At 45.6% G+C, this 12845-nt stretch carries 11 protein-coding genes and 1 pseudogene; 4 read left to right on the top strand and 8 right to left on the bottom strand.

The window, feature by feature from the left end:
• Positions 1–195 precede the first annotated feature (195 nt).
• The 5 genes from thrB to Q0386_RS03045 form a co-directional block, all read right to left on the bottom strand.
• Positions 196–1080: a homoserine kinase gene (gene thrB / locus Q0386_RS03065; protein WP_299026916.1), complete on the bottom strand. Its 885-nt coding sequence runs from the start codon at positions 1078–1080 to the stop codon at positions 196–198.
• An 8-nt stretch (positions 1081–1088) separates the two neighbouring features.
• Positions 1089–1457 carry a glycoprotease gene (locus tag Q0386_RS03060; RefSeq protein ID WP_367272383.1) on the bottom strand — a complete coding sequence of 123 codons (369 nt, stop codon included), beginning with the start codon at positions 1455–1457 and terminating at the stop codon, positions 1089–1091.
• Between the two features lie 83 nt (positions 1458–1540).
• A complete protein-coding gene (gene lpxC, locus Q0386_RS03055; protein ID WP_299026910.1) occupies positions 1541–2425 on the bottom strand; it encodes a UDP-3-O-acyl-N-acetylglucosamine deacetylase in 885 nt (294 codons plus the stop codon).
• A 63-nt stretch (positions 2426–2488) separates the two neighbouring features.
• Positions 2489–3856, bottom strand: coding sequence for a peptidoglycan DD-metalloendopeptidase family protein (locus Q0386_RS03050; RefSeq protein ID WP_299026907.1), 1368 nt, complete (start codon positions 3854–3856; stop codon positions 2489–2491).
• 73 nt (positions 3857–3929) lie between these two features.
• Complete coding sequence (locus tag Q0386_RS03045) at positions 3930–4760, bottom strand: prephenate dehydrogenase (RefSeq protein ID WP_299026905.1); 831 nt, start codon at positions 4758–4760, stop codon at positions 3930–3932.
• 80 nt (positions 4761–4840) lie between these two features.
• On the opposite strand from Q0386_RS03045, the gene bamA reads away from it, so the two are divergent.
• Positions 4841–7111 carry an outer membrane protein assembly factor BamA gene (bamA, locus tag Q0386_RS03040; RefSeq protein WP_299026902.1) on the top strand — a complete coding sequence of 757 codons (2271 nt, stop codon included), beginning with the start codon at positions 4841–4843 and terminating at the stop codon, positions 7109–7111.
• A 200-nt stretch (positions 7112–7311) separates the two neighbouring features.
• On the opposite strand, the pseudogene Q0386_RS03035 reads toward bamA, so the two are convergent.
• The 3 genes and pseudogenes from Q0386_RS03035 to Q0386_RS03025 form a co-directional block, all read right to left on the bottom strand.
• A pseudogene (locus Q0386_RS03035) lies at positions 7312–7707 on the bottom strand (DUF3137 domain-containing protein); the annotation flags it as partial.
• Positions 7708–7719: 12 nt separating this feature from the next.
• The gene (locus tag Q0386_RS03030; protein WP_299026899.1) at positions 7720–8280 is read right to left on the bottom strand and encodes a hypothetical protein; all 561 of its coding nucleotides are present in this window, start codon (positions 8278–8280) and stop codon (positions 7720–7722) included.
• A 177-nt stretch (positions 8281–8457) separates the two neighbouring features.
• Positions 8458–9294 (bottom strand): peptidylprolyl isomerase, encoded by an 837-nt coding sequence (locus Q0386_RS03025; RefSeq protein ID WP_298790031.1) that lies wholly within the window; start codon positions 9292–9294, stop codon positions 8458–8460.
• Between the two features lie 87 nt (positions 9295–9381).
• Here Q0386_RS03025 and gltX point away from each other — a divergent pair, with 87 nt between their 5' ends.
• From gltX to upp, 3 genes are read left to right on the top strand one after another with little or no spacing between them, the layout of a single operon-like run.
• Positions 9382–10773, top strand: coding sequence for a glutamate--tRNA ligase (gene gltX / locus Q0386_RS03020; protein ID WP_299026895.1), 1392 nt, complete (start codon positions 9382–9384; stop codon positions 10771–10773).
• Positions 10770–12023, top strand: coding sequence for a malic enzyme-like NAD(P)-binding protein (locus Q0386_RS03015; protein WP_299026892.1), 1254 nt, complete (start codon positions 10770–10772; stop codon positions 12021–12023). Before gltX ends, Q0386_RS03015 begins: the two co-directional genes overlap by 4 nt.
• A complete protein-coding gene (upp, locus tag Q0386_RS03010) occupies positions 12024–12650 on the top strand; it encodes a uracil phosphoribosyltransferase (RefSeq protein WP_299026888.1) in 627 nt (208 codons plus the stop codon).
• The last annotated feature ends 195 nt before the right edge of the window (positions 12651–12845 follow it).

Genomic DNA, 12845 nt, shown 5'->3' with positions numbered 1-12845 from the left:
AAAATTTTCTCGTCTTTTTTTAGACATTCCTCGCAAAGATAAAAGCTGCGTCCGTTTCCGTTTCCGAAAAATAGCGAGGAATTTATCAGTCTGTATCTACGCAAAATTTGCTGTTCAAAGCGCTTTTTGCAGACCACGCATGTCCTGATAGGAATAAATTTTTGAGCCATTATTATAACTTCTTTTAGCTTTTTTTTAGCTTTGTAGGATTTTTATCCCGTCGTTGTCGAAATTAAAAATTTCAACTCGAAAGCTCTTAAATTTATCTTGCAGTTTTTGTTTTAAATTTGCCGCATCGTCCGCGTAAACAATGTTTAAAAAGCTCGATCCGCTGCCTGAAAGCGTACTCAAAAGAGCGCCGTTTTCGTAGGCTATCTTGCGCACTTCAAAGAGCTCCGGCAGGTTTTGCATGCGGATTTGTTCGTGCATGCCGTCTTTTGCCGCGGTTCTCAAAAGCTCGTAATTTTCGCTAAAAAAGCAAGCCGTGAGAAATGCGGCATGAGAGAGGTTGCTAACGCACTCGCCCATCGTGAAATTTTTAGGTAGCTTGGCGCGAGATTCGTTCGTGCTCATCGGCTTATCCGGGATCACGACGACGGCTTTTATATCGGCGCTTAAAGGTTTTTTTAGAGATTTTACTTTGCCGTTTTCAACAACGGAGCTCACAAAACCGCCAAGCGTTGCCGGAGCGATGTTATCCGGGTGATTTTCGTAAACTAGAGCTTGGTTTAAAATCGCACTTTTATCCGCTTTAAATCCCGCTGCCGCGTAGGCTGCCGCGATGGCTGAAGTGATAACCGCAGAGGAGCTACCAAGGCCGCGAGAGAACGGAATTTGATTTGTAAAAATCATACGAAAAGTATCTTTTTTGCCTGTTAGTTTGACATAAATTTCATTGAAAATAGATAAAAAAATATTGTTTTTCTTAAGAAGCGCGTTGTCTTTGCCTTCGCCCAAAATGCTCACGGAGGCGAAATTTGCCCTTGTTATCTCGACTGTATTATGTAGCTCTAAGGCAAGACCCAAGGCGTCAAAACCCGGACCGATGTTTGCGCTAGTGGCGGGAACTAAAATTTGCAAAAAATCTCCTAAACGGCTTGAATAACGTAATTTGGTAGAGTATCTAAATTTAGATTTAAAACGGCTAAATTTTGCGGCAAGCCAAATTCGCCCGCTTGCGCTTTTTGTAGCTTGACGCCATCAGGAGTATTTACGAAGCTTAAATTTTTATTCGCCCGTATCGGTGCGCCGCCGTTTAGCTCAAAGCCGCTAACTGCGTAAAATTCGCATTCTTTTACTATACTAATCGTCTTTAAAACGACGTATGCGACCTTGACGCCCATGAAGCTACCAGGACCGTTTGCGTAGATGATTTTTTGTAGGTTAAATTTGCCGCTGTTTAAAATCTCGTCTATTATTTTTACGAGGGAGACGTCGGATTTTTCTTCGCTAGAAATTTGCTCTATAAGCTCGCCGTTTTCGTCATAAATGCCAACGATTAGCGGCGAGCTAAGAGCGATAACTAAAATTTGGATATTTTTTATGCAAATACCTTTTGGTACTCGCGCGCAAAATCGCCTTTTAGCGTGACGATTTCGTAGTTTTTATCGTCGCTTAGGATAGCTAGCGTTAGCTCGTGGTTTAGCTCGTGACTGCCCGCAAAGCTCGTATAATCAGCCATCAATGGCGCGCCCATCAGGCTTAGATCGCCGATCGCGTCTAAAATTTTATGACGAACGAATTCGTTTTCAAAGCGCAGACCTTCAGGATTTAAAATTTTATTATCATCGATGACTACGGCGTTATCTAGGCTACCGCCGAGGGCTAAATTTTGCGCTCTTAGCATCTGGACGTCTTTTAAAAATCCAAACGTCCTGGCGCGTGCGATCTCTTCGATGTAGGCTTGTTTACTAAACTCAAACACGTAGTTTTGCTCGCCGATTATCGGGTGGGCAAATTTGATCGTAAAGTTGAATTTCGGGTTATTTGACGGCGTTACTCTGGCGAATTTTCCATTTTTGTTTACTTCTACCGGGCGTTTGATTACGATTACTTTTTTATCCGCGTCAAGCTCCGCCGTGCCCGCTTCATCCAGCATCATGCAGTAGCTTATCGCCGAGCCGTCCATTACAGGCACCTCGTTGGCATCTAGGACTATGCGGATATTGTCAATGCCGTAGCCGTTTATCGCGCTAAGGAGGTGCTCGATCGTTGAGATGTAGCCCTCTTTGCCGCCGATAACGGTAGCCATTTGGGTGTTTATCACGTTTTTTGGCTCCGCTTTAAAGCTCACTCCGAGGTCTTTTCTATAAAATATTATTCCCGAATTTGCCCCGAGCGGTTCAAGCGTGATTTTTATCGGTTCGCCCTTATGAAGCCCGATACCTACGCCTTCTACGGTTGATTTTATGGTTGTTTGTTTCAAAATTTCGCCCTTATTTTTCTTATTCTTGCCATTATACAACAAATTTACAACAAAACGGCAAATTTATTCGACCATTTTTTTAGCCGCGCTTAAAACGCCCGTGACGTTATCCTTCATCCAGCCGTTATCCATCCACTCCTCCGGACGCACTTCTATGCCTTGAACTAGCATGCCAAAGTGCAAGTGATCGCCCATCGCTAGACCCGTAACGCCCGTGTTTGCGATGACGTCGCCCGCCTTGACCGAGTCGCCCGCTTTGACGTTTAGCGAGCTGCAGTGTCCGTAGAGCGAAAATAGCCCGAATCCGTGGTTTATCAGGATATTGCGCCCATAGATGCCGTTATCTGCTGCAAATTCGACCGTGCCGTCGTTGTTAGCGACGATGTCGGCTTTTTGCGTCGAGGCTAGGTCGATGCCCATGTGCCAGCTTTCGCTGACGTCTTTATCCTCAAAGGTATAATATCTGTGGTCGCCAAAGCTCGCTACCGCTTTACCGTTTTTTAGCGGATAAAATTTATTTATGCTAAAGTTTTCCGCAGCGTCTATCTCGACTTTTGCGGCGATTTGCGAGATTATTTTCTCATTTGCCTCGCGTAGATTTTCATTTACGAATTTCATCTTTTCCAGATTGCTCATGGCGTCGTAGTTTTTGGCGTATTGCTGCGCTAGTTCCGGGATTTTTTCGTTTAAAAATCTGTTTTGGCCGTCTAGTTTTATCTTTGAAGTGCGGTATTTTTTGTCTTGGTAGAAAAATCTTATCTTGCTTTTGGTTATATTTCCCGCCGCATCAAGCGCCACGACGTCGGCGCTAAACGAGCCTTGCTGCGCTGGCCAGGCGACTAAAGAAGCGTAGTAGCCGTCTTTTACGAATTTGCTCGGTATAAATTTCTTGCCGTAGTTCGTCTCGATATAGACCTCTTTTAGCATTTCATCAGTCGCCTTAAACACGACCGTCGCGCTACCGCCTTTAGTGATGGCGTATGAGTGGTTTAGGATGTTTACGTCGGGCTTTTTATTATCGACGGTGATTTTGACCTCTTTTTTTTGCGTGTTGCCGAGGAAAAATCCCCATTTGCTAGTATCGGTGGCCTCGATCACGATGTTGTAGATATCTTTTTGTGCGCCAAATCCGGTTTTGGGAAAGGTCAAATTTAAATCTACGATTTCAGACGGAGCTTCAAATTTTTGAGTTAGCAAATTTACGCTGCCTTTTTCGTCTACGAGTGAAATTTTAACTGATTTCACGCCGCCTTCGTCGGTGATTTTGATCGGTAGAGGCGAGGTTAGGTTCCAGTAAATTTGATCCGAGATGGCGATGTTCGGCGATTCGCGTTCAAATATTTTTGATGTAAATAAAAAAGCTATCGCCGCAACTAAAAGTAAAATAATAACGCCGAAAAATATCAAATTCGGATTGCCGCGTCTTCTCATAAAAATCTCCTAAATCTTAAAGAGACCGATTTTACTAAAAAGCGATAAATTTAAGGTAAATTTACCCTCGAATTTATAAAATTTCGCGTATTTTTCTAGCTTCTCCCATCCATTCTCGCAGCTCGTCCCACTTCTCGTTTTTGATTAAATTTTCGCATTCGTCAAGTTCTTTTTTGAAAAGGTCTATCGAATTTATCAAATTTTGCTTATTTTGTTTAAAGATATCCGTCCACATCACTGGCGAGCTTTTGGCGATCCTGATCATGCCGTTAAATCCCGTGCCGCTTAGCGCGATGATATTTTTTTTGTTTTCCTTTTTTAGTACGCTGCTAGCTAGCGAAAAGCTGATAGCGTGGGGTAGGTGAGAGATGACGCTGGCGTGGTGGTCGTGCTCTGCTGCGCTCATGAAGATAATCTTCATGCCCAGGTGCGAAAAGAGCTCGACTGAGCGCTTGACGTGCATCTCGCCGCTTTCTTTAAAGTCACAAATGGCTACTACGGCGTCTTTAAAAAGTCCGGAAAATGCGGCGGTCGGACCCGAGTACTCGGTACCCGCCATCGGGTGAGCTGGGATGAAATTTTGCCTGATGCTCTCGGGCACGGCTTCGATTATTTTTTGCTTGGTGCTACCAAGATCGACGATAGTCGTGTTTTCGCCGATGCCTTCAAATTCTTTGACGATTTTTATGATGCCTTCGACTGGGATGGCTAGAAATATCATATCGCACTTTTGCTTCATCTGCTCAAGAGTTAAAATTTCATGCACGAGACCGAGCTCAATCGCCTGTTTTTCGTGTTCTTTACTTAGATCCATGCCGCTAACGCAGCTGATTAGTTTTTCGTTTTTTAGGCTAAGACCTAGCGAGCCGCCGATGAGTCCTAGGCCTACGATACCGATTTTCATAAATTCGCCTTTTAAATTTATATTGTTTAAAAATAAAATGTGCTATTATACAGCCTTATCATCACTTTTAGGTTAAATCAATGAAAAAAAGCGTTTTTCTACTACTTTTGGGCGCAGTTTTGGCAAATGCCGAGCAGATAACTTCCATAAATTTTAAAGGTCTCGTGCATCTGTCTCCAGAAACTGCAAAGGAGATAATGGGGCTAAAAGTCGGAGACGAGCTAAGCGGCGATAGCACTGATAGGGCGATCGCAAAGCTGTTTAGACAGGGCTATTTCGACGATATCTACATCGAAAACAAGGGCGGCGACGTGACCGTAACGGTAAAAGAAAAACCTAGTATCGCTCGTATCGACATCAAAGGCGTAGTTACTAACGATAAAACCGCCATCGACGGACTAATCAACATCAAACAAGGCAATATGTACGACGAGTTAGCCATCGAGCGCGCGAAAGAGCGCATTAGGCAGTACTACGAGTCAAAAGGCTACTTCGACACGGTCATAGACGTAACTAAAGAGCCGGTGGCGGGCAATGAAAGCAGTCTTTTTGTCACGATGAACATAAACCGCGGCGAAAATATCATAATAGAAAACGTAAATTTAGTCGGCGCGAAGCTTTTTGATTATGGCGACGTAGAGCCTGTGGTGGCGAACAAAGAGCGCGAATTTATGGGCTGGATGTGGGGCAGAAACGACGGCAAGGTTAAGCTTTTTGAGCTACCAAACGATCCTGCGAGAATCCAAGATAAATACTACCAAAAAGGCTACCTAGACGCGACGGTTTCAAACCCGTATCTAAACGCCTACATGGATAACTACACGGCAGATCTCACCTACTACGTAACCGAGGGCGAGCAGTATAGGGTATCTAGCGTAGATATCGAGGCACCTGAGTTTTTAGAGCTTGATAAAGAGAAAATTTTAAAAGACTTTAGGCTAGAAAGCGGTGACGTGATGAACTCTGCTCGCCTAAGACAAGACATGAAAAAGCTCGACGATATGGTAGCGGATAAGGGTTATGCGTTTGTAAGGATAAATCCAAAAACCGAGAAAAACGTAGAAGACAAGACTGTGAGTATCGTCTACGAGGTTGTGCCTGACGAAAAAGTATATATAAGAAACGTTCAAATTTCAGGTAACGATAGAACCGTAGATAGAGTCGTTAGACGCGAACTATACCTCACGGAGGGAAATTTATATAGCAGAACCGACCTGCAAGACAGCAAGGACGCTCTAAAGCGAACGAGCTACTTTGATGAGGTTGAGATCGAGGAGCAGCGCGTCGGGGCAAACCAAGTCGATCTGCTCGTAAAAGTAAAAGAGGCCTCCACGGGCTCGATCAGCGGCGGTATCGGCTACGGTAGCTCGGACGGTTTGCTACTTAACGCGAGCGTGTCTGATACGAACGTATTTGGTAGCGGCTTGAAAGGCGTCATAAGCGTAGATAGGAGCGACAACGAGCTCTCCGGGCAGATAGGTCTAACCAACCCGCGCCTTTTTGACTCAGAGTACAGCCTTGGCGGTACTCTTTATGCTAACGACTATAGCTGGAATAACTACGACGAGAAATCATACGGTCTAAACGTCGTCGTAGGTAGAAAACTAACTAGAAATCTAAGCGCGTCTTTGGGTTACATCATAGAGCAAAGCCGTATCAGCGGGCTTAGCGATGTGCTAAAAACCGTCGGATACAAAGACGGCAAGAGCTTAAAAAGCTCGCTCATACCGTCTATCACCTATAACAGCACGGATGATTATTACCTGCCTCGCACGGGCATCATCGCAAGCACTAGCCTAGAGTTTGCGGGCGTGGGCGGCGATGAGAAATTTTTAAAGAGCAGAACGAATTTTAACTGGTATCAAGGTATCAGAGAGTGGGTGGATTACGACCTTATTTTCAGGTTTAAATCAAGCTTCGGCAAAATTTGGGATCGCGGCTGGGTGCCTATTAATGAGAGACTATATCTAGGTGGCATAAGAAATCTGCGCGGATTTGAGAGTAGAACCGTCTCGCCTAAAGTCAAAGTCGCCAGCGGCAGCTGGTACGAGACGGGCGGCGATACGTCGTTTAACAGCTCGGCAGAACTTAGCTTCCCGCTAATAGAACGCGTAAAGATGCGCGGATTGCTGTTTGTTGACTACGGTGTCATTCGCGGCAGGATCGCAAACGTAACGGCGCCGGGCATCGTGGATTATGTCGACGGACGTATCAGCAGATATAGTGCGGGCGCAGGTATCGAGTGGGTAACGCCTATGGGGCCGCTACAGCTAATCTTTGCCAAGCCGCTCAAAAAGCAAGACGGCGACGATACGAGTACGTTTGAATTTACTATCGGACAACGTTTCTAATATTACAATAAAACGGCGTTTTGTGTGGCAAGACGCCGTTTTTAACTTTCTATCCTATAAATACAGCCTTCGTTTTGATATAAATTTTCATCTAAATTTGCTAATAAAATTTTCAAATTTGAGCTTAATATAAATTTGCCGTACGGATTAAATTTGCCTGCAAAATCCCCAACCCCCTCCCTAAACCATAAAATTTACCTTTACTTAAAAATATCAAGGCGTAAATTTAACTCGTCTATTATGGGTAGAAGCTCCGAAATTTCCTTTTTTATCTGGACGGCGTCCTTGAGGCTAAGCGGTAGCGAAAAGAGCGTCGTCTCAAATTTGTTTTCCGCTCCGTTTAAAAATAGGTAAAATTTATCGTCCATAAACGCAGCGCTCACTCCCATGTCTCCTGCAAATTTTTTCTTTAGCTCGTACAAACGTCTCATAAAAGTAGGCGTCAAAAGATATCTCGCCTCGACCTTGTCGTCCGTAAAAACTCTAAATTCATCGTTAAAAAGAGTATCGTCCATCCACTCTTTTTCGCCTATAAATTTGGTATTTAGCGTGCGGCTCGCGACTATCGTTTGACTGCTAAATTTCTTGTAAAACTCGCAGACTAAAACCTAGCCGCTAAAGGCTTGGGCATTGCTATAGATTGTATAGAAAGCTGTAGCGACAAAAAGGACTGAGGCTATTTCCGGAGAGCAGCCGGTGCCGGCGACGATAGTTCCGCCCGGTATCCTTGTTGCTTCGCTTAAGCTAAATTTGACGCCATTATAAATACCGCTGATTTGATCTTCGGCGCGGAATTTATTTTGCGCATATATGCCTATCTTTTTAAATTCCTCACGGCTAATCCCTGCCGACGGTTCATAACTAAAAGCCTGGTTTATATCCGAAATAATGGTACGAATATAAACGTCTTTGTAAAATTCCTCGTAAACGCTTAATGGTTCAATTACATTAGACCAAGTTGTCACCCATGAGACGATAAAAATTGGAATATAACCGATGATGATAAATATTACGCCTAATTCGCTTCTAAAAATTTTTTCCGCTACGAAAATCCCGCTAAGCGGCAATATGGCTATAAAAAAGATCCCCAAAAATAGATACTTTACAAACGCACGTCTGCACTCTTTTTGCTTTTTGGCGGTTGCCTCTATCGCTTCATTTATGTTCAAATTTTGCCTCTTTTAAGGATTTTACGTTTGGAGCGAATTTTAGCGAAATTTACGCCGTGAAGGTGCGGGTTTGGGCGGGCGAGCAACTAAATTTAAAGAAAAATCGGTCAAATTTGACCGAAAATAAAAGAATTTAAGCCGAATCAAATCGGCTTAAATTTGCGCTCAAATTTGAGTTTATCGTAGATATTTGACGTTAGCTTTGGCGCGGAGTTTATTGAAGTATTCGCCGATGACGCGGTCTTGCTCGAGTTTATAAAGCGCGTTCATCGCTTCGTCTCTGACCTCGTCGAATTCAGGCATCGTTTGCCCCTTTTTAGACGCTACGTAAAACATCTCAAAGCCCTCGGGAGTCTGGAAAATCTGCGTGAAAGTGCCGTCCGGGGTCTGTTGAAATATCGTTCGTAGTTGAGGCGGAATCTGCTCGCTTTTTAGATCTAGCACGTCCATGTGCACGCTGTGGTTGGTGTTCATCGGAGAGCTGTGTCTAGCGGCCTCTAAAAGCTGCATCGAAGGTGCCACGTATCTAGTCACGCTCACGTCGGTAAAGTGCGCGAAAAGGTCGCGATTTTGCTCGAAATACGCCCTCGCGGCATTTTCAGAGATGTTAATTTTAGCATCGGCAAATATGCTTTGATATAGCTTTTCTTGTTTTATGCTTTTTGCGACGTCGTCTTTAAACTGCGCGTAGTCTCCGCCCTTTGATAGCACGGCCGAGCGCAGATCGGAGGCGCTCATACCGCTCTCGCTTGCGATCTTTTGCAACCTTTGATTTAGCTCGTAGTCGCTAGCTTCGATTTTTAGGTTTTTGATCTGCGCGGTTTCGAGCCTATCGCGGATCAGTAAATTTAGCGCGTTAGCTTCGCTTGTTTGCAGCTGCGCGGCGGCTTTGCGCACTTCGTTTACGGTGATGGGTTCGTTTTCGATGATGACGGCTATGCCGTTTGAGATCTGGCTCGCGTTAGCCATACAAAAACTGAGAAAAAACGCGGCGAATGAGATCTTTTTTAACATATAAAACCTTTGTTTAAGTCTAAAGTAAATATAATTTGAGCATTATAACATTTTAAATTTAAGCGCAAGCTATAAAGGTAAAATTTAATGCAAAATTCACAAATAGTAACTAGATTTGCCCCCTCTCCGACCGGATATTTGCATATCGGCGGACTAAGAACCGCGCTATACAACTATCTCTACGCGCGCAAAAACGGCGGGAAATTTCTGCTGCGCATCGAAGATACCGACCTAAAACGCAACTCCGAAGAAGCAACGCAAGCGATAAAAGAGGCCTTTGCCTGGTGCGGGCTAGATCACGACGGCGAGGTGACGTATCAGTCGCGTAGATTTGACGTGTATAAAGAGTACGTACAAAAACTGCTAGCCGAAGGCAAAGCCTATAAATGCTACATGAGCAAGGACGAGCTAGACGCTCTGCGTGCCGAACAAGAAGCGAGAAAAGAGAGGCCCAAATACGACAATCGCTACCGCGAATTTACAGGCACTCCGCCTGCGGGGGTCGAGCCTGTTATCCGTATCAAAGCGCCTCTAAGCGGCGAGATCGTGATCGACGACGGCATCAAAGGCGAGGTTAAATTTAGAGTTGAGGATATCCTGGATGATTTTATCATCGCGCGCTCCGACGGCACTCCGACGTATAACTTCACAGTCGTGATAGATGATGCGCTAATGGGCGTAACCGACGTCATCCGCGGCGACGATCATCTATCAAATACCCCAAAGCAAATCGTACTCTACGATGCGCTGGGCTTTAAAGCGCCGAAATTTTACCACGTCGCGATGATAAACGGCGAGGACGGCAGCAAACTGAGCAAACGCCATGGCGCGACCGACGTGATGGAGTATAAACGCATGGGCTATCTGCCTGAGGCTCTTTTAAATTTCCTCGTGCGCCTAGGCTGGAGCCACGGAAACGACGAAATTTTCGGCATGGATGATATGCTAAAGTACTTCGATCCGCACGATATAAACAAAAGCTCAAGCACCTATAACGCAAGCAAGCTAGAGTGGCTAAACGCCCACTACATCAAGACTTTGCCGTACGAGAGGCTAGCAAAAGAGATGCTTAGCTTTGACATAGATTTTAAGGCGATGCCAAAGGGCGAGGTGCTGTTAAATTCATTGCGCGAACGCTCAAAAACGCTAGTTGAAATGAGCCAGAGCGCAAGAACGATAATAAACGCTCCAAGCGCATACGACGAGAAAGCCTACGCTAAATTTATCACGCCCCAAAGCAGGGAAAATTTGGCTAAATTTGCCGAAATTTTGGATGGAAATTTGGACGCCAAGGGCTACGAGGAGACGACGGGTAAATTTTTAGAAGCAAACGGCTTAAAGCTAAAAGACCTAGCTCAGGCGCTTCGCGTCGCGCTAACTGGAAATAGCGTAAGCCCGGGGATATTTGAGGTGCTCGAGGTTTTGGGCGCGGACGAGACGAAAAAACGAATAAAAAATATTTTAAAGGAGAACAAATGACACACGTAACTAACGAAGAGGCGCTCGCGTATCACGAGGGCGGCAAGATAGAGATAAAAGTAAAAACCCCATGCGCGACGGCTAGAGACCTATCTATGGCGTATACGCCGGGCGTTGCGGTGCCTTGTAAAGAGATCGAGGCCGACAACGAACTAGCCTACAAATACACAAACAAAGCAAATTTAGTAGCCGTCATCACCGACGGTACGGCTGTGCTTGGTCTAGGCGACATCGGCGCGGTAGCGGGCAAGCCCGTGATGGAGGGTAAGGCGGTTTTGTTTAAAAAATTCGCAAACGTAGACGCCTTTGACATCGAGCTAGACGAGCATGATCCAGATAAGATTGTAGAGATCTGCAAAGCCTTAGCTCCGACTTTCGGCGGTATAAATTTAGAAGATATCCGCGCTCCGAAGTGCTTTGAGATCGAGCGCAAACTACAAGAAGCAGTCGATATCCCGGTCATGCACGACGATCAGCACGGCACGGCGATGATAACAAGCGCAGGCATAATAAACGCGATGGAGATTTCAGGCAAAGACATCTCAAAAATCAAAATCGTAGTTAGCGGCGCGGGCGCGGCTGGCATCGCATGCGCGAAGATGTACAAGGCTCTTGGCGCAAAACACATCGTGATGGTAGATAGCAAAGGCGTGATCCACAAAGGCCGCACCGATCTAACTCCGGAAAAGATCGAATTCGCCCTAGAAACCGCAGATAGAACGCTAGCTGACGCGATGAAGGGCGCTGATATGTTCCTAGGCCTTAGCAAGCCTGGCGTCGTAACCAAAGAAATGGTCGCGTCGATGAACGACGAGCCGATTATTTTTGCGCTTGCTAACCCGACTCCGGAAATCTTCCCTGAAGACGTCGCTAGCGTGCGAAACGACGTGATGATGGGTACCGGCCGTAGCGACTATCCAAACCAAGTAAATAACGTTCTTGGCTTTCCGTTTATATTCCGCGGCGCGCTAGACGTCAGGGCTAAAAAAATCACCGAAAATATGAAGATGGCTGCGGCGCGCGCGCTTGCAAATTTGGCTAAAGAGCCCGTGCCTGCGGAGGTTTGCGAGGCGTTTGGCGTAAAAGAGCTAAAATTCGGCAAAGACTACATCATACCAAAACCGTTTGACAATCGCGTGCTTTTAGCCGTGGCTCCTGCGGTCGCGCAGGCTGCGGTCGACGACGGCGTAGCTAGGGTGAAGGATTTTGATGTAAAAGCCTATACCGAAAAGCTAGCGAAGGGTCTGTAAATGAAAAACGTCAGGCTCATCTCTCACCCGCTCATCGAGCACAAACTAGCGATTTTAAGGGATAAAAACACCGAGCCGTTTCAGTTTAGGATGCTCGTGGACGAGATCAGCCACCTGATGATATTTGAGGCGACTAGGGATCTGGCGCTGCGCGACGTGAGCGTGCAGACTCCGGTCGCCCAGGCCCAGGCTAAAAAGCTCGCGACAAAGGTGATGATTTGCCCTATTTTGCGAGCGGCTCTAGGTATGCTTGATAGCGTATTTACGATCATTCCCGATGCTAGCGTGGGCTTTTTGGGTTTTCAGCGAAACGAAAAGACCGCGGAGGCGGAGTTTTTCTACGCTAAGCTACCTCGCGACGCCAAAAACCGTCTAGCCATCATCATCGATCCGATGTTTGCTACCGGCGGTACGGCTATCGACGCAGTTAAATTTTTACGCGAAAACGGTATAAAACAGATCAAATTTATCTCCATCATCGCCGCTCCAGAAGGGCTAAAGCGCTTTAGCGAAGTTTACCCCGATGTCGAGGTTTATACCGCCGCGATCGACGAGCGACTAAACGAGAAAAACTACATCATGCCGGGTCTTGGCGACGCGGGCGATAGGGTGTTTAATACGCTTTAAATTTGACGAACTCGGACGGCAAATTTAGCTTAATTGTGCCGTAAATTTGACCTAATTTGACTGCGATCTATGCGGTTAGATTCGGCTTTTGCCTAGTCAAATTTGACGCAAATTTACTCTCGTCTTTACGTCGCTAAGTTATCAAATTTGGATTTTGTCCGTACAAATTTGGCGTCAAATTTACCGCCGAAGCAA

The sequence above is a fragment of the uncultured Campylobacter sp. genome (assembly GCF_938045625.1).
Classification (GTDB): Bacteria; Campylobacterota; Campylobacteria; order Campylobacterales; family Campylobacteraceae; genus Campylobacter_A.
The sequence above is the reverse complement of the archived record's forward strand: the minus strand, read 5'-3'. Positions and strand labels throughout refer to the sequence as shown.

Excerpts from the sequence above, each read along its gene's own strand:
- Q0386_RS03050 (WP_299026907.1), bottom strand. The coding sequence starts at position 3,856 with ATGAGAAGACGCGGCAATCCGAATTTGATATTTTTCGGCGTTATTATT.
- Q0386_RS03045 (WP_299026905.1), bottom strand. The coding sequence starts at position 4,760 with ATGAAAATCGGTATCGTAGGCCTAGGACTCATCGGCGGCTCGCTAGGT.
- bamA (WP_299026902.1), top strand. The coding sequence starts at position 4,841 with ATGAAAAAAAGCGTTTTTCTACTACTTTTGGGCGCAGTTTTGGCAAAT.
- Q0386_RS03025 (WP_298790031.1), bottom strand. The coding sequence starts at position 9,294 with ATGTTAAAAAAGATCTCATTCGCCGCGTTTTTTCTCAGTTTTTGTATG.
- gltX (WP_299026895.1), top strand. The coding sequence starts at position 9,382 with ATGCAAAATTCACAAATAGTAACTAGATTTGCCCCCTCTCCGACCGGA.
- Q0386_RS03015 (WP_299026892.1), top strand. The coding sequence starts at position 10,770 with ATGACACACGTAACTAACGAAGAGGCGCTCGCGTATCACGAGGGCGGC.
- upp (WP_299026888.1), top strand. The coding sequence starts at position 12,024 with ATGAAAAACGTCAGGCTCATCTCTCACCCGCTCATCGAGCACAAACTA.